The sequence below is a fragment of the Streptomyces viridosporus T7A genome, from assembly GCF_008704515.1.
Classification (GTDB): domain Bacteria; phylum Actinomycetota; class Actinomycetes; order Streptomycetales; family Streptomycetaceae; genus Streptomyces; species Streptomyces viridosporus.
Genome location: NZ_CP023700.1, coordinates 1,022,620 through 1,038,817, shown reverse-complemented (window position 1 = coordinate 1,038,817; position 16,198 = coordinate 1,022,620). Strand labels below are relative to the sequence as shown.

At 74.6% G+C, this 16,198-nt stretch carries 13 protein-coding genes and 1 pseudogene; 9 read left to right on the top strand and 5 right to left on the bottom strand.

Annotated features, from left to right (window positions below; genetic code table 11):
• Window positions 1-18: 18 nt before the first annotated feature.
• The gene (locus CP969_RS04945) at window positions 19-534 is read right to left on the bottom strand and encodes a hypothetical protein (protein ID WP_004992126.1); all 516 of its coding nucleotides are present in this window, start codon (window positions 532-534) and stop codon (window positions 19-21) included.
• An 831-nt stretch (window positions 535-1,365) separates the two neighbouring features.
• Between CP969_RS04945 and CP969_RS04940 the strand changes: the two genes are divergently transcribed.
• From CP969_RS04940 to CP969_RS04920, 5 genes and pseudogenes are all read left to right on the top strand, one after another.
• Window positions 1,366-1,785 (top strand): hypothetical protein, encoded by a 420-nt coding sequence (locus tag CP969_RS04940; RefSeq protein WP_016827646.1) that lies wholly within the window; start codon window positions 1,366-1,368, stop codon window positions 1,783-1,785.
• A gap of 64 nt (window positions 1,786-1,849) precedes the next feature.
• Window positions 1,850-3,115 (top strand): glycosyltransferase family 4 protein, encoded by a 1,266-nt coding sequence (locus CP969_RS04935; protein WP_004992129.1) that lies wholly within the window; start codon window positions 1,850-1,852, stop codon window positions 3,113-3,115.
• Window positions 3,112-3,927, top strand: a complete 816-nt coding sequence (locus tag CP969_RS04930) for a hypothetical protein (protein WP_016827647.1) — start codon at window positions 3,112-3,114, stop codon at window positions 3,925-3,927. The genes CP969_RS04935 and CP969_RS04930 overlap by 4 nt, the downstream gene beginning before the upstream one ends.
• A gap of 211 nt (window positions 3,928-4,138) precedes the next feature.
• Window positions 4,139-5,170, top strand: a complete 1,032-nt coding sequence (locus CP969_RS04925) for a hydroxyacid dehydrogenase (protein ID WP_016827648.1) — start codon at window positions 4,139-4,141, stop codon at window positions 5,168-5,170.
• Window positions 5,171-5,302: 132 nt separating this feature from the next.
• Window positions 5,303-5,851, top strand: a pseudogene (locus CP969_RS04920) (DUF2264 domain-containing protein); the annotation flags it as partial.
• Between the two features lie 170 nt (window positions 5,852-6,021).
• Here CP969_RS04920 and CP969_RS04915 read toward each other — a convergent pair.
• Window positions 6,022-6,816 carry a hypothetical protein gene (locus CP969_RS04915; RefSeq protein ID WP_016827649.1) on the bottom strand — a complete coding sequence of 265 codons (795 nt, stop codon included), beginning with the start codon at window positions 6,814-6,816 and terminating at the stop codon, window positions 6,022-6,024.
• Window positions 6,817-6,987: 171 nt separating this feature from the next.
• Here CP969_RS04915 and CP969_RS04910 point away from each other — a divergent pair, with 171 nt between their 5' ends.
• Window positions 6,988-7,827 carry a L,D-transpeptidase family protein gene (locus tag CP969_RS04910; protein WP_026085417.1) on the top strand — a complete coding sequence of 280 codons (840 nt, stop codon included), beginning with the start codon at window positions 6,988-6,990 and terminating at the stop codon, window positions 7,825-7,827.
• Window positions 7,828-7,933: 106 nt separating this feature from the next.
• Here the strand turns inward: CP969_RS04910 and CP969_RS04905 are convergent, their stop codons facing one another.
• Window positions 7,934-8,338 carry an MASE1 domain-containing protein gene (locus tag CP969_RS04905; RefSeq protein ID WP_171817541.1) on the bottom strand — a complete coding sequence of 135 codons (405 nt, stop codon included), beginning with the start codon at window positions 8,336-8,338 and terminating at the stop codon, window positions 7,934-7,936.
• 105 nt (window positions 8,339-8,443) lie between these two features.
• Between CP969_RS04905 and CP969_RS04900 the strand changes: the two genes are divergently transcribed.
• The 3 genes from CP969_RS04900 to CP969_RS04890 all read left to right on the top strand — a co-directional run bounded on the left by CP969_RS04900 (window position 8,444) and on the right by CP969_RS04890 (window position 13,940).
• Window positions 8,444-8,794: a hypothetical protein gene (locus tag CP969_RS04900; protein ID WP_016827652.1), complete on the top strand. Its 351-nt coding sequence runs from the start codon at window positions 8,444-8,446 to the stop codon at window positions 8,792-8,794.
• A 137-nt stretch (window positions 8,795-8,931) separates the two neighbouring features.
• Entirely contained in the window at window positions 8,932-11,619 is a 2,688-nt protein-coding gene (locus tag CP969_RS04895) for an NPCBM/NEW2 domain-containing protein (protein ID WP_016827653.1), read from the top strand.
• Window positions 11,620-11,888: 269 nt separating this feature from the next.
• Window positions 11,889-13,940 carry a galactose-binding domain-containing protein gene (locus tag CP969_RS04890; protein ID WP_016827654.1) on the top strand — a complete coding sequence of 684 codons (2,052 nt, stop codon included), beginning with the start codon at window positions 11,889-11,891 and terminating at the stop codon, window positions 13,938-13,940.
• Window positions 13,941-14,011: 71 nt separating this feature from the next.
• Here the strand turns inward: CP969_RS04890 and CP969_RS04885 are convergent, their stop codons facing one another.
• Window positions 14,012-15,595 carry a glycerol-3-phosphate dehydrogenase/oxidase gene (locus CP969_RS04885; protein WP_016827655.1) on the bottom strand — a complete coding sequence of 528 codons (1,584 nt, stop codon included), beginning with the start codon at window positions 15,593-15,595 and terminating at the stop codon, window positions 14,012-14,014.
• Window positions 15,592-16,191, bottom strand: coding sequence for a TetR/AcrR family transcriptional regulator (locus tag CP969_RS04880; protein WP_078495460.1), 600 nt, complete (start codon window positions 16,189-16,191; stop codon window positions 15,592-15,594). Before CP969_RS04880 ends, CP969_RS04885 begins: the two co-directional genes overlap by 4 nt.
• Window positions 16,192-16,198 lie beyond the last annotated feature (7 nt).

Sequence of the window (16,198 nt, the reverse complement as noted above, 5' to 3'; positions counted from 1 at the left end):
GGCGCGGACGGCGGTGCGTCAGCCGGACCGGACCACGGGGGCGGAGGGGGACGGGGAGACCAGGCCGGCCGGCAGGGACGTCGCCGTGGGCAGCTCCGCGGGGACGTTCTCCGACTGCTGCAGCACGGTGTCGCCGGGCCCCCCGGCCGGTGCGCCCGCGCCGGTGGACAGCAGGGACCAGGCGCCCAGGGCCAGGGCGATCGCGGCGGCCGTGCCCGCCACCCGGCCGACGCGGCGCAGCCTGGCGCGGGCGTCCAGGTCCCGCCAGGACGGGCCCTCCCACGGATCGTCCGGGTGCCACAGGTCGCCGACCGCGTCCGCCGCGTCGTCATGTTCCCGGGTGCCCCCGTCGGTGTGCGGCGGCTGCGGCCACCGCGCCGACGCCCGCTGCCGCGCGGAGGGCTCCCGGGGGGCGGAGGCCCGGATGGCGTGCTCGTTGTCGGTGAGGAACCGCTGCCAGACGTCCTCGGGCAGGGAAGGCACGCCGCCCTGGTCCTTCGGCGTTCCGCCGTCGTCCGGCCTCTGCGCGGTCACGTCCGTTCATTCCTCTCGTGTGCCGGAGCCGGCCGGCGACGTCACGGCTCACGCGCACCAGGGCCCCGTCAGGATCATTGCACAGCGCAAAAACGCCGGAACAGGGGACCGGACCGCCCACTGCCGCGAAACGGCCGATCCCTTCGATTCCGCCCGGAAACCCTACGGGTGGCGGGCGTTGCCCGCACTCGCCTCCACCGCACCGGTCCCGCATGTCACTCTGGTGGCACCACGAGCGGTGGCCCCACGAGCACCGCGGCACACAGGGAAGCGGCTGCCGCGGAACGGCGCCCCGGACGAGACGTCCGGGGGCCGCACCGGCCCGCGCACGGCAGGGCAGGGGAGCCCGCGTCCGCTCGTCCGGCGGGCGCGGGCTCCCGGCGAAGTGCAGAGGACGCGTGCCGGTCCTGACCACCTCACGGCTGCCGGGGGCGGTCCCGGCGCGGTCGCCGTCGAGGACCGGGTGACACCGCCGCAGTCACGGATACCGGTGCTGCCCTCCCCCCCGCGGGGCGGCCGAGCAGGCCCCCACGCCGACCTGCCCCGGGTCGCCCGGTCCACCGCGATGCGCAGGGCCGACCGGCCGATCGCGGCCACCCCCGCCGACCGGCGGACCCACCCCGCTCGCTCCGCTCGCCGCGCACTTCCCGGACTGACGCGCCGTCACTTCCTCGACGACCGCGGCCCCCAGCCCTGGTGGAAACGTCCCGCGGAGCCCTCGGATCCGCACGGACCGGTGCGCGGGCCCGCCCGGAACGGCGTGCTAGGTTCCCCTGCGGAAGGCGGCCGCGGACAACCGGTGCGGCCGGGCACACGGGACGGTGAGACCGGATGACGGCAGACGGCAGCGAGGCCCCCGACACACCCGGCGAGGACGCCCCGCTTCCGCGGATCCTGTGCGACACGGCTGCGCTGGCGGCCCTCGACGACGCGCCGGCCGGCGCCCTGTGGCGGCTCGCCGAGTCCGGCCGGCAACTCGACGCCAACGTCGTCCGCATCCCGCCCGGACAGCGGGTCGACACCCACCGCGAGCCCGACCTCGACGTCCTCCTGCTCGTGCTCGCCGGTGACGGCACCCTGACCGCCCCCGACGGCTCCCGTCCCCTCTCCGCCGGCGCCCTGGCCTGGCTCCCGCACGGCTCCACCCGCGGTCTCGCGGCCGGCACCGAGGGCCTGACCTACCTCACGGTGCACCGCCGCCGCCCCGGCATGCGGATTCAGCGCCGGGGAACGGCAGGTGAACGACCATGACCACGACGGCCACAAAGTGGTAACAACGGACAACGCCTGAACGCCTTTTGCGGTCTGGACCGCCATGAAGGTCTCTTTTCTGATCCACAACGCCTACGGGATCGGAGGCACGATCACCACCACGTTCAACCTGGCGGGCGCCCTGGCCGAACGGCACGACGTGGAGATCGTCTCCGTGCTGAGGCACCGGGAGCACCCCAACCTCACGCCGCACCCCGATGTGGGACTGCGCGCGCTGGTGGACCTGCGGCGGGAGAAGGACCACCCACTGCACCGCAGACCGGCCGGGGTGTTCCCCTCCGCCGAGTACCGCCACCACCAGTACAGCGAACTGACCGACCTGCGGATCGCCGAGTACCTGGAGGGGACGGACGCCGACGTGGTCGTCGGCACCCGCCCGGGCCTCAACGTGCACCTCGCGCTCCAGGCCCCGCAGCGCGTCGCGCGCGTCGGCCAGGAACACCTCACCCTCGACAACCATCCGCCCGCGCTGCGCACCGCGCTGCGCCGCGCCTACCGCCGCCTCGACGTGCTCACCACCGTCACCGAGGCGGACGCCCGCGCCTACCGGCGCAAGATGCGGCTGCCCGGCGTCCGGGTGGAGGCGCTGCCGAACAGCGTCCCCGACCCCGTCCTGCCCGCGGCGGACGGCAGCGCCAAGGTCGTGATCGCGGCCGGCCGGCTGGTCCCGGTGAAGCGGTACGACCTGATCATCGAGGCGTTCGCACAGGTCGTCGCCGAGTGCCCCGACTGGCAGTTGCGCATCTACGGCAAGGGCGAGGAGGAGGACCGGCTGCGGGCGCGGATCGAGGCGCTCGGCCTGTGGAACAACGTCTTCCTCATGGGCGCGGCCACTCCCATGGAAGCCGAGTGGGTCAAGGGCTCGATCGGCGCGGCCGCGTCGAACTTCGAGCCGTTCGGCATGACCATCGTCGAGGCGATGCGCTGCGGACTGCCCGTCGTGAGCACCGACTGCCCCTACGGACCCGGCGAGATCATCCGGGACGGCGAGGACGGCCGGCTGGTGCCGGTCGGGGACAGCCGGGCCTTCGGCGCGGCCCTCCTGGACCTGGTGCGCGACGACGAACTGCGCCGCCGCATGGGCGAAGCGGCCGTCGACCACGCACGCCGGTTCGCCCCCGGGCCGGTCGTGGCGCAGGCGGAGCGCCTCCTGGAGGAGGCGGTGGCGGCCAGAAGCGGCGGACGACGCGGCACACCCGGCCGGGGCGGGATGCGCCACGCCCTCCTGGGACAGGGCCACGCCGCCCGCGACCTCGCCCACGCCGCGGCCTCCGGAGCGCTGCGCACCGTACGCGGGAGGCGCCGATGAGCACCGCACGCACCACGGAACTCCGCACCGACTGCTGCGCCGACCCCGACGGCCGGATCACCTTCCGCCTGCGGCTGCCGACGGCCACCCGCCCCCAACTGCTGCTGGTGCTGCGGCCGAAGAAGGGCCGGCCCGAGGAGACGTCGCTCACCCTCGACCTCGAGCCCTGCGACGACCGCGGCCACGTCCGCGCCGTACTGGAACCCCGGCCCGTGCTCGCGGAGGGTCGCTGGGACGCGTACCTGCTGCGCGGACCGGACGCCGACCGGGAGCGGCTGCGCCCCGGTCTGCGGGACCTGCGGCTGCTCGTCGGCGGGGACACCCGCGGCCGGACGTCCCCGGTGACCGCCAGGGTGCCGTACACCACCGTGGACGGTTTCCTCGCCCTCCGCACCTGGCGGCGCGCCGCCCACGCGGAGGCCGGTCCCCTCGACCTCGCGGACGGGACGATGACGGTCCGCGCGCGCCTCCACGGCGCCGAACTCTCCGAGGACGCCGCCGTGGAGCTGCGGCCGCGCGGCGGCGGGGGGACCGGGCGCGTCTACCGGATCCGCCCGGCGGGGGAGGGTGCCTTCTCCTTCACGGTGCACTGCGCGGACCTGGTGGGGGAGACCGCCGGTCCCCGGATCTGGGACGCCTTCCTGCGGCCCGCCGCCGACGCGCCGCCGGTCAGGATCGGCCGCCTGTTCGACGACGTGGCGGACCGCAAGGGGGTGTACGTGTATCCACGGGTCACCGTCGGCGGGGCCGCCGTACGGCCCTACTACACCGTCGACAACGACCTCGCCGTGGAGGTGACCGGGACCGGCTGACAGCGGGGGTCCGGCCCGGCGGGCCCGCCGGGCCGACCGCTCGTGGGCCCGCGGCTCCTCCGGCGTCGGGATCCGGTACGTGCCGTCGGTGCCGTCCGGCCCCGCGGTCGCGCGCACCGGCGCCGCGACCGCCCCGCCCCGGACGGCCGCCGGGCCGGGCCACCGCCGACGCCGTGAAGTGACCGCTCGTACAAGGAGTTCCGCCCTCACCATGACCGACCCCACGCCCGGACCCGGATTCCGCCCCCGCGCCGTACTGGCCATGTCCCCGGACGTCGCCTCGGCCGTCCTCGACGGCGAGTCGCTCGCACGCCTCGCCGCGGTGTGCGACCTCGCGCCCCACCCGGCGCTGGAGGACCTGACCACGCCGCGGGCGCGCACGCTGCTCGCCGGCGCCGACCTCCTCGTCACCGGCTGGGGCTGCCCGCCCCTGGACGCGGACGTGCTGCGGGCCGCGCCACGCCTGCGGGCCGTCGTGCACACCGCGGGCAGCGTCCGCGGCCATGTCACCGACGCCTGCTGGGAACGCGGCGTCGAGGTGTCGTCCGCCGCCGCGGCCAACGCCCTGCCGGTCGCGGAGTACACCCTCGCCATGATCCTGCTCACCGGCAAGCGGGTACTGGAGGCCGCGCGCGACTACCGCGTCTCCCGCACCCGGCCGGACTGGCTGCGCACTCCGCGCTCCGTCGGCAACCACCGCCGCACCGTCGGCATCCTCTCGGCGTCCCTGATCGGCCGCCGGGTCATCGACCTGCTGCGTCCGCACGACGTCGAGGTGCTGCTGTACGACCCCTGGGTGACGGACGACGCCGCACGTGAACTGGGTGCCTCCCGCGTGGAGTTGCCGGAACTGTTCCGCCGCTCCGACACCGTCAGCGTGCACACCCCGCTGCTGCCCGAGACGCGCGGACTGGTCGGCCGGGAGCTGATCGGCTCCATGCGCCCCGACGCCGTGCTCATCAACACGGCGCGCGGCGCGGTCGTCGACCAGGAGGCGCTCACCGACGCCGCCCTCGCCGGCCGCATCCGTGCCGTCCTCGACGTCACCGACCCCGAAGTCCTCCCGCCCGACCACCCCTTGTGGCAGTGCGGGAACGTCCTCCTCACCCCGCACCTCGCCGGTTCCCAGGGCAACGAGTGGCGCCGCCTGGCGGACCTCGCGCTCGGTGAGATCGAACGCTGGGCCCGCGGCGACGGCTTCCTCCACCCCGTACGACGCGAAAGGCTGGCTTTCCTGGCTTGAGGATCCCGTTCGACCTGCCCGTCGAGGACCACGGGACGAGCCCTCGCACCGGCTGGACCCGCGCCCACCGGGATGCCGTGGCGGACGGGCCCCTCACGGTCGCCCGGCGGCGGATCCCCCGGCTGAGCCCCGCTCGCTCCCGCCGACGACGCCTTCCGGACGGCCCGCGAGGAGGCCGCCCGGGTGGAGGAGTCCGACCGCGTGCCGGCGCTGCCCGCGCCGGGACTGCTCGTCCAGGCCACGCGGGCCGACGGGGTCGTACGGCTCCACCACCACGGCAGCGACCACGTCCGCCCGCACGAGGGGGAGACGGTGGTCGGGGACGACCCGCACCACGGACGCCAGGCCTGCTCCACCCGCACCGGCCCCGCGGCACCGGGGAACGTCCCGGACAACCACCTGTCGGTGGAGATCGGCGGCCGGCGCAGTGTGCGCCGCCGCGTCCACCCCCTGGGCGCCGGACACGGTGACGGCTGGGACTGGGCGGCCTCCTGGCACCGGCCGGCCTTCGCCGAGGGCCCGCCGATGGTCCCGGGGCTGCGGGTGGAGGGCGTCACGGTGGCGTACGGCCGGTACGAACTGCGGGTGCACCGGGTCACGGGAGCGCCGGAGGGGACCCGTCTCACCCACACCGGCTGGGCCACCGGGCCGGAGGAGACCCTCACCTCCGCGAGGTCCGGGTGCGCGAGGGGACGGTCGAGGTCGTCTGGACCGGCACGGGGGCCCGCACCCGGATCGCCTTCGAGCCGGTGGAGGTGCGTCACGGGGAGCGGTGAGCGTGGGACGGGGCACCGCGCCCCGAGCGGGTCGGGACCGGCTGTTCCCGCCGCGCGGCCCGCCGTGGGGCAGGGTCAGGACCGGTTGTCCTCCTCGCCCTTCGGGGACTGCCCGGCGTTGTCGGGCGTGGTGTAGAAGACCGACGTGCCCTGCTTGGTGCGCTGGGCCTGGTTGCGGGCGACGAGCCCCTCGAGGGTGCTGCGGACGACCGTCGTCTTGACGACGCGCTCGGGATGGACGCGGCCGAGCGAGGCGGCGATCTCCGCCGCCGAACGGGGCTCGGTCTGCTCGGCCAGGTGCTGCCGGACGAGCTCGACCAGCTTGGTCCCGTTCGACTTGGTCCCGTTGGTCTTGGCTCCGTTGGTCTTGCTCTCGTTGGTCTTGGCTCCGTTGGTCTTGCTCTCGTTGGTCCTGGCCTCGTTGGTCTTGGCTCCGTTGGTCTTGCTCTCGTTCGTCTTGACCCCGTCCGTCCTGGCCCCGGACGAGGCACGCGCCGGCTTCCCGGACGTGCCGCGGCCGGACGCCGCCGGGGTCTTCCCGCGCTTCGGCCGGTCGGCCCCGGACCCGGCGCGGCTCTTCCGCCGCGGTGCCGGGACGGTCGCGTCGCCGGACACCGCGCCCTCCGCGGGTGCGGCGACGGGTTCCTCGGGCGCGGCGACCGGCTCCACGGGCACCGGTGCGATGCCCAGCGCCTGCTGCATGTTCACCAGAACGGCGTGGTCGCGCCGAAGCACGGTCAGCCGTTCCTGCAGCGCGGCGATCTCCGCGGCGACGTTTTCCTGTTCCTTGACGTTGCGTTCCAGGTCGCTCGCCACCTGAGCGGTGTACTGCGAGGTGAGGTCCGTGGCGGTGGTCGTGTTCTCGGACATGGCGGTGCCCCTTCTCTCGGTTCCCCGATGGCCAGCCATGGTACGGCCGTACCGGCTCCCGAAGGGCCCTTGCTCCACTCGGGGTACGGTCCGTCACACGGACGGGCGCCAAGGTCCGCTCATGAGGACCCGGGCGGTGGCGCCCGGGAAAGTCGAAGTCACGCTGAAGGCATGGCCTCAATGATCGACTGCCCCTCCCGCGCGCGTCACCGCGCTCCGTCCCGGGGCGACCGGCAGACCGGCGTCCTCCTCCGGACGCGCGGCCGACTGCCGCTACCGGCCGTCCTCCTCGCCGTGCTGGTGGCCCTCGCTGGATGCGGAGCGCCCGCCGACGGCACGGCGCGCGAAACCCCGGCGGGCGGCCCGCCCGGCGCCGTGAGCACGGCGCCGGGCGGGACCGGTGCCGTGACGGAGACGACGGCGCCCGCCGCTCTCCCCGGCCTCGGCCCCCGGACGCTGGCTCAGATCCCCGAGCACACCGGCCAGGTCGTCATCGTCACCGGTCCGGGGAGGGACACCAACCGCTCCGAGGCCGTGCTGTACCGGCGCACCGCCTCCGGGTGGGAGGCGGGCCCGGCATGGCCCGCGCGCAACGCCCTCAGGGGCTGGACCGACGACCACTACGCGGGCGACCTCCGCTCGCCCGTCGGGGTGTTCACCCTCAGCGACGCCGGGGGACTGCTGCCCGATCCCGGCACCGCACTGCCGTACGACCAGTCGGACAGCTTCACCGTCGACGGCACGGGCTTCGAGGGCGAACCGCTGGCCGGGTCCTTCGACTACGTCATCGCCATCGACTACAACCGCGAGCCGGGCACCTCCCCACTGGACCGGACCCGTCCGCTCGGCGCCGACAAGGGCGGCGGTATCTGGCTGCACGTCGACCACCAGGGCCCCACCCAGGGGTGCGTGAGTCTCGAGAAGCGGCACATGGAGGAACTCCTGCGCGCACTCGACCCCGATCTGTACCCGGTGATCGTCATGGGTGACGCCCCCTCACTGCGCCGGTGACCCGACCGTGAGCGGCGCCCCTGCGCCGGCCACCCCCTGGGGGAGCGCGCCCCGCGCGCCCGGCGGAGAAGGAGCCGCCGGCCCCGGGACAGGGCCGGTGCGCCGGTCACGGCCGCCCGCACCCGTGGCCCCCGGGCCCGTCGTCGGCGGGTGACGCGCGGCGGGTCGCCGCGACGGTGGCCATGACGGAGGCGAACAGGGCGCACAGCATGCTGTCGGCGAGCTGGAACCGCAGGGCCGCCCAGATCGGCAGCGAGTGGACGAGGAACAGCAGACCGATGGGGTGGTGGGTGGCCGGCGGCACGGCACAGCCCTCGATGACCGCCGGACCCGCCGCCTCCGCCAACCGCGACCGGCGCAGCACGGGGTGTGCGCGGCGGATCAGGAGCAGCACCGGGGTGACGATCAGCACGCCCACGGCGTCGCCCACCCACCGGGCCGGCCGCACCGTCCGGAAGGCGTGCGCCGGCAGATCGTCCGTGGCCACGAGGAGAGCCGCTGCCGATGGCAGGAACCGATCAGCACGGCGTCCGGGGAAGGAAGGACGGCCGGGAAAGGATCAGTCGAGCCAGTCGTCCGCACGGACCGGCCGCCGGGCACCGCCTAGTCTGTGTGCATGGAGCAGCGCGAGATCATGCAGCGGGCCGTCGGCATCCTCACCGAGGCCCTCGAGATGCGGCGGCGACTCCGGGAGGACCCGGATGCCGACGTGACGGGGAACGGGGCGGTCGCCAAGCTCCTGGAGGAGATGCTGCCGCAGATCCAGGTGCCGGCCGACGCGAGCGCCCGCGAGGTGGCGGTCATCGTCACCGAGAAGCTGGGTCCCGCCATCGTGCAGATCGCCTCCGCCCTGACCTTCGCCTTCGTGCAGCTCGCCGAGATCCACGACGAGGGCCGCACCGACGTGTCGTCCGCCGACGTCCTGCGCTCCATCTCCCTGCACTACGAGACCGACGCGGAGCGGTAGCCCGGCGCCCGTGCCGCACGCGATCCGGTGGCCCAACTGCCTTGGTAACAAAAGGGATTGAAGCACCTGCTGAGGGGAATTGATGTCACGGAACCAGGAGTGACAACGATGTCTCACCTCTTGGACGGAGGCCTTCGGTGCTCAGCTCGTCACGCACGTCGCCGGACACACCACGCCAGTCCCTCCTCCCCGCCTGCCTCACCCTCCTCCTCGGCGCCCTGCTGGCCCTCGGCACCCCCGCCGTTGCGGCGCACACCGCCGCGCGGGACGGGGACGGCTGGACCGTACGGCAACCCGGCGGCCGGCACGACGGTGTCGCGGCGGTCGTCCGCCTCGACGCCGCGGACGGCACCGTGACCCTCGCCGCCCGCAGGGGCGGCACCACGGTGCTGGAGGCCGCTCCCGTCGGCATCGTCACCGACGACGCCGACCTCACCTCCGGCCTGCGGCCGGTGTCCCGCACCACCCGGCAGGTGGCCGAGCGGTACACCATGACCACCGGCAAGCAGCTCCACCGCACCGTCCGGATGACCGAGACCCGGTTCTCCTTCACGGGCCGGGGCGGCGCCCGGCTCGACCTGCTGGTCCGGGTCTCCGACGACGGCATCGCCTACCGCTACGTCCTGCCCGGCAGCGGCGACGTCACCGTCGAGCGCGAGGCGTCCGCGTTCCGGCTCCCGGACTCCGCACGCGCCTGGCTCGCGCCCTACACCCCCAACTACGAACGCGTCTACGAACCGAGCGGAGCGGCGGACGCCGCCGACGGCTCCTACGCGTACCCGGCCCTCTTCCAGGTGGGCGGTACCTACGCCCTGCTCACCGAGTCGGACGTGGACGGCCGCTACGCCGCGAGCCGCCTCGTCCACGAGAAGGGCAGCGGACACTACGCGGTCCGGCTGGCCGACCCCGCCGTCACCTCCACCGGGCCGCTCGCCACGCCCTGGCGGACGGCCGTCATCGGGGACCTCGCCACCGTCACGGAGTCCACCCTCGTCGACGACCTCGCGCCGGCCTCCCGCATCGCGGACACCTCGTGGATCCGGCCCGGCAAGGTCGCCTGGTCCTGGCTGGACGGGTTCGCCAACGCCCAGCGCAGCCTCGCCGTCCAGCAGCGCTTCGTCGACTACGCCGCCGCGCACGGCTGGCCGTACGCCCTGGTCGACGACGGCTGGAAGACCACCGACTGGATGCCCCGGCTGATCGAGTACGCCCGCGAGCGGGGCGTGGGCGTCCTGCTGTGGGTGCACTACACCGACCTGGACACGGCCGCGGAGCGCGCCGAGTTCCTGCCCCGGGTGAAGAAGTGGGGCGCGGCCGGACTCAAGATCGACTTCATGGACTCCGACTCCCAGGAACGCTTCCGCTGGTACGACGAGATCCTGAGGGACACCGCCCGGGAGAAGCTGCTGGTGAACTTCCACGGGGCGACCCTCCCCAAGGGGATCCAGCGGACCTGGCCGCACGTGATGACGCTGGAGGCGGTCTACGGAGCCGAGTACGGAAACGTTCCGGCCACCGGCCTGACGACCCTGCCGTACACCCGCAACGTCGTCGGCTCGATGGACTACACCCCGATGGCCTTCCAGTTCGGCACCCGCACCGTCTCCGACGCCGCCGAACTCGCCCTGTCCGTGGTCTACGAATCCGGCTTCCAGAACTTCGCCGGGTCGATCCGCGCCTACCGGGACCGTCCCGAGCTCGAGCGGTTCCTGGAGCAGGTGCCCACCGTGTGGGACGAGTCGCGGCTGCTGTCCGGGCGGCCCGGGGAGGGGGCGGCGTTCGCCCGGCGGCACGGGGAGCGCTGGTTCCTCGGCGGCGTCCGCTCCGGGCCGGCCGGGACGCAGGAGGTGCCCCTGGACTTCCTCGGCGGCGGGCGGTGGCTGGCGGAGACCGTACGGGACGGCGACGACGGCCTGGTCCGCGACCGGCGGGTGGTCACCCGCCACGACACCCTGAGCGTCCCGGTGGCCGCGCACGGCGGTTTCGCCGGACTCGTCTGCCGGGAGGTGCCCGGCCGCGACACCTGCGACCGGCCGGTGGCGCGCCTGCCGCTGACCGAACTGACCGTGCGGCCGGCCAGGACCGAGGTCGACGCCGGGGCGTCCGTCGACGTCACCGGCCGGTTCGGGGTGGAGGAGTTCGGGCCGGCCGCGGACGTCGCGCTGTCGGTGCGGGCCCCCGAGGGCTGGACCGTGCAGGGCGGCGACCCCCGGGCCGAGGAACTGCCCACGGGGCACGACCTGACGGGCGACTGGGCGGTGAGCGTGCCGCGGGACGCGGAGCACGGCAACCACGACCTGGTGGTGACCGCGGAGTACCGCTCCCCGGACCGGCCGGGGACCGGTGTGCTCCGCGTCGAGCGCACCGTCCGCGTGTTCGTCTCACCGCCGGGTGTCGACTACGTCAGCAACCTGCCGTTCGCCGCCGAGAGCAACGGCTGGGGGCCGGTCGAACGCGACCTGTCCAACGGCGAGCGCGACGCGGCCGACGGAGGGCCGTTGAGCATCCGCGGCACCGAGTACGCCAAGGGGCTCGGCATGCATGCCGTCGGAGAGGTCGTCGTCGAACTCGACGGCACCCACCGGCGGTTCGCGGCCACCGTGGGAGTCGACGACGAGGTCGGCGGCAGGGGCGGCGTGGTGTTCGAGGTCCTCGCGGACGGTGCGGCGGTGGCGACCACGGAGGTGCTCCGGGGCACGGACGCGGCCCGGCACCTCGAGGTCGACGTCACCGGGGTGCGGCGGTTGACCCTGCGGGTCACGGACGGGGGAGACGGCGTCGACTTCGACCACGCCGACTGGGCGGACGCGCGGCTGCTGACGTAGGGCCCCGGCGGAAGCACGCACACGGGCGGGCCCGCCACCGGGGCGGCGGGCCCGCCCGGCACGACCACCGCCGCCGAGCCGGAACGCGGGCGGGCCCGCCCCCAGGAAGCACTCACGGGTCACACGCCCGCCGGCAGTGACGCGACGGTTCCCCCCGAAGCCGTTCGAACCGGGTGTTCCGGGCCCTTGACGCCCTACGCGCCAGTAGCGATCCTCTGCTCATACTTTGCACGGTCCATGACAATCCCGTCGGTGGAGGGACGTGCGCAATGACCACGTATCGCGGACGGCGCCGCGTCACCCTCGTGTCGCTGCTCCTCGTCGTCCTGGCCGCGGCCCTCGGGCCCACGCCCAGCTCGGCGGCCGACGGCGACTGGTGGGAGCCGGCCGCGCGGCCGGTCCCGGACGCGCGGATCGGCGTCACCGGCGCGCCGTTCACGGGCACCGGTGACGGCGGCGAGGTGCGCGGGTTCGTCGACGCGCACAACCACATCATGTCCAACGAGGCGTTCGGCGGCCGGCTCATCTGCGGCAAGCCGTTCTCCGCGAAGGGGATTGCCGACGCGCTCAAGGACTGCCCCGAGCACTACCCCGACGGCTCCCTGGCCGTCTTCGACTTCATCGTCAACGGCGGTGACGGCAGGCACGATCCGGACGGCTGGCCCACCTTCGCGGACTGGCCCGCGCACGACTCCCTGACCCACCAGCAGAACTACTACGCCTGGATCGAGCGGGCCTGGCGCGGTGGCCAGCGCGTGCTGGTCAACGACCTCGTCACCAACGGGGTGATCTGCTCGGTGTACTTCTTCAAGGACCGCGGCTGCGACGAGATGACGTCCATCCGGCTGCAGGCGAAGCTGACCTACGACATGCAGGCCTACGTCGACGGGATGTACGGCGGGCCGGGCAAGGGCTGGTTCCGGATCGTCACCGACAGCGCACAGGCCCGCGAGGTCGTCGAGCAGGGCAAACTCGCGGTCGTCCTCGGCGTCGAGACCTCGGAACCGTTCGGGTGCAAGCAGATCCTGGACGTCGCGCAGTGCGACAGGGACGACATCGACGCCGGGCTGGACGAGTTGTACGCGCTGGGCGTGCGCAGCATGTTCCTGTGCCACAAGTTCGACAACGCGCTGTGCGGGGTCCGCTTCGACGAGGGCGCGCTCGGCACCGCGATCAACGTCGGGCAGTTCCTGTCGACCGGCACCTTCTGGCGGACGGAACGGTGCACCGGCCCCCAGCACGACAACCCGATCGGCCCGGCCTCCGCGCCGGAGGCGGAGAAGAGGCTCCCGGCGGGCGTGCGGGTCCCCTCGTACGACGAGGACGCCCGGTGCAACGTCCGCGGGCTCACCGCACTCGGCGAGTACGCCGTGCGCGGCATGATGGAACGCAACATGATGCTCGAGATCGACCACATGAGCGTCAAGGCCACCGGCCGGGTCCTCGACCTCTTCGAGGCCGAGTCGTACCCCGGCGTGCTCTCCTCGCACAGCTGGATGGACCTGGACTGGACCGAGCGGGTCTACGGCCTCGGCGGCTTCGTCGCCCAGTACATGAACGGCTCGGAGCACTTCGTCGCGGAGGCGGAGCGCACCGAGGCGCTGCGCGACGAGTACGGCGTGGGCTACGGCTACGGCACGGACATGAACGGCGTCGGCGGCTGGCCGGCCCCGCGCGGCGCGGACGCCCCGAACCCCGTCACCTACCCCTTCCGCAGCGTCGACGGCGGCTCCGTCATCGACCGGCAGACCACCGGCGAGCGCACCTGGGACCTGAACACCGACGGAGCCGCGCACTACGGGCTCGTCCCCGACTGGATCGAGGACATCCGGCGGGTCGGCGGGCAGGACGTGGTGGACGACCTCTTCCGGGGCGCCGAGTCCTACCTCGGCACCTGGGGCGCCGCCGAGCGGCACCGGGCCGACGCCAACCTCGCCGAGGGCGCGTCGGCGACGGCCGGCTCGACGGAGTGGAACCCGTTCACGAGCTACGCGCCCGGACGCGCCGTGGACGGCGACCGGGGCACCCGCTGGGCCAGTGACTGGAGCGACGACCAGTGGCTGCGGATCGACCTCGGCGCCGTCCACCGGGTCGGACGCGTCACGCTCGACTGGGAGCGCGCGTACGGGAGGGCGTACCGCGTCGAACTGTCCACCGACGGCGTGAACTGGCGGACCGTCTGGTCCACGGCGTCCGGTGACGGCGGCCTGGACACGGCCCGGTTCACCGCCGCACCGGCCCGCCAGTTGCGCCTCCGGTTCCTGGACCGGGGCACCGAGTGGGGCTACTCGCTCCACGAGGTCGGCGTTCACCGCGGGTGACGCCCGGTTCCGGCCCGTCCGGAGGGCGGGAACCGGTCACCGCGGCAGCGGCGTCGCGCAACCCGCGGTGTTCAGCTCCGCCGCGCCGCGGCGCCGTCCAGCAGGTCGCGCACCGCCTCCAGGGCCGCCGCGCGGTCGGCGGGCACCAGCCCGATGCGGGTACGGCGGTCGAGGAGGTCGTCCTCGTCGAGCGCCCCCTCGTGGCGCAGCGACCAGAGCAGTTCGGCGCCGGTGACGGGATACGAGGGCAGGACCGGCTCGCGGAGCCGGGCGTCCCGCGCGCCGAGTGCGTGGACGGCCGGTGCCTCGGTGCCGTGGCGCCGCACCAGGCGGCGCGGTGCGGGCAGGGCGCTGAGGACGTGCGGCGCCGCGGCGCCCACCAGCGGCAGGGACGCGGTGACGGACGGGCCGGCCGGCAGGCGGCGGACGCGGACGGCCGTGTCGACGGCGTCCTGGGCCATGCGCCGGTAGGTGGTGAGCTTGCCGCCGACGACGGTGACGACCCCCTCGGACGAGGTGAGCACGGCGTGCCGCCGCGAGATGTCGGAGGTCCTCGTCGCGTTCGCCGCTCCGGAAGCGTCGGCCGTGTCCAGCAGCGGGCGCAGTCCGGCGAACGCCCCGACGACGGCGTCGCGGTGGACCGGGACGTCCAGGACGGAGCCGAGGACGTCGAGGAGGAAGCCGATGTCCGACTCGGGCGCCTCGGGGACGTCGGGGACGTCGCCGTCCACGGGCTCGTCGGTGAGCCCGACGTAGACCCGGCCGTCGTCCTGGGGCAGGACGAGCACGAAGCGGTTGTTCTCCCCGGGGATCGGGATGTGCAGGCCCGCCGGCAGGGGGCCGAGGCAGTCGGGGCGCAGCACGAGGTGGGTGCCGCGCGAGGGCCGGATGCGGATGCCGTCGACGAGGCCGCCCGCCCAGACGCCGGAGGCGTTGATGACCGCGCGGGCGCGGATCGCGCCCTCCTCGCCGGTGAGTTCGTCGCGGACCCGGGCCCCTCCGGAGGTCAGCTCCAGGGCCCGGGTCCGGGTCAGGACCCGGGCGCCGTGCGCGGCGGCCGTGCGGGCGAGGGCGGTCACCAGGCGGGCGTCGTCGGTGAGCCGGCCGTCCCAGGACAGCAGTCCGCCGCGCAGGCCGTCGCCCCGCAGGGCGGGGGCGAGGTGGCGGGTCTCCACCGCGGAGAGCCGGCGCGGCGGCGGCAGGGTGGCCCGTGCGGTGCGGGCGGCCAGGCGCAGGGCGTCGCCGGCCCGGAGACCGGCCCGGGCCAGCGCCGCCTGGCCGCGGGAGACCATCGGGGTCAGGGGCAGCACGAACGGCTGGGCGCGCACCAGGTGCGGCGCGGTGCGCTCCATCAGCACGCCGCGCTCCACCGCGCTCTCGTGGGCGACGTCGAGCTGGGCGGAGGCGAGGTAGCGCAGCCCGCCGTGGACGAGCTTGCTGCTGAAGCGGGAGGTGCCGAAGGCCAGGTCGTGGGCGTCGACGGCGGCCACGCTCAGGCCGCGTGACGCGGCGTCCAGCGCGGCCCCGGCGCCGGTGGCGCCGAGCCCGACGACCAGGACGTCGACGACCGGACCGTCCACGGTCTCCGTCAGCTCGCGGGCGCGCCGGGCGGCGGACAGGGAGGAGCCCGGGGACGGGCCGCTGGGTGAGTTCACGGGGCGAGGGTCCTCTCCAGGGTGTGTCGCAGCTCCGCGAGGAAGGCCTCGGTGGTGAGGTCGGGGTCGTCCTCGTCGGTCATGGTCCGCAGGGACAGGGTGAAGGACTGGGCGATCAGCAGTACGGCGCGCGCCTGCCGCTCGGTGTGCCCGACGCGCACCGAGCCGTCCGCGTGTCCTTCGCGCAGGGCGTCGGCCAGCAGCTGCAGGAGGGTGTCCTGGCTCGCGCCGCGCCGGTCCAGCACGTAGGGGAGCAGCAGTTCGGGGTCGACTTCGAGGATCTTGCGGAAGAGCGGGTGCTCGCCGAGGGCGCGCACCGCCGCCACCAGCCCGTCGACGAGCGGGCCGCGCAGGGGCGTGCCCGGCCGGCGCTCGGGCATGGCCGCGGTGGCCACCCCGATCCACTCCCGGGTCATCAGGTCGCCGACCAGGGACCGCACATCGGGCCACCGCCGGTAGAGCGTCATCCGGGAGACCCCCGCGCGGCGGGCCACGTCGGTCAGCGTGGTGCGGCGGACCCCGACGGCCAGGACGCAGTCGCGGACCGCGTCGAGCACCGCGTCGTTGTCCGAACGGTTGTGACGAATAGGCGTCATGTGTCAC

Bases quoted from the DNA above. Each gene is read 5' to 3' on its own strand.
- CP969_RS04925 (WP_016827648.1), top strand. From the start codon at position 4,139: ATGACCGACCCCACGCCCGGACCCGGATTCCGCCCCCGCGCCGTACTG.
- CP969_RS04915 (WP_016827649.1), bottom strand. From the start codon at position 6,816: ATGTCCGAGAACACGACCACCGCCACGGACCTCACCTCGCAGTACACC.
- CP969_RS04910 (WP_026085417.1), top strand. From the start codon at position 6,988: ATGGCCTCAATGATCGACTGCCCCTCCCGCGCGCGTCACCGCGCTCCG.
- CP969_RS04890 (WP_016827654.1), top strand. From the start codon at position 11,889: ATGACCACGTATCGCGGACGGCGCCGCGTCACCCTCGTGTCGCTGCTC.
- CP969_RS04935 (WP_004992129.1), top strand. From the start codon at position 1,850: ATGAAGGTCTCTTTTCTGATCCACAACGCCTACGGGATCGGAGGCACG.
- CP969_RS04930 (WP_016827647.1), top strand. From the start codon at position 3,112: ATGAGCACCGCACGCACCACGGAACTCCGCACCGACTGCTGCGCCGAC.
- CP969_RS04880 (WP_078495460.1), bottom strand. From the start codon at position 16,191: ATGACGCCTATTCGTCACAACCGTTCGGACAACGACGCGGTGCTCGAC.
- CP969_RS04900 (WP_016827652.1), top strand. From the start codon at position 8,444: ATGGAGCAGCGCGAGATCATGCAGCGGGCCGTCGGCATCCTCACCGAG.
- CP969_RS04940 (WP_016827646.1), top strand. From the start codon at position 1,366: ATGACGGCAGACGGCAGCGAGGCCCCCGACACACCCGGCGAGGACGCC.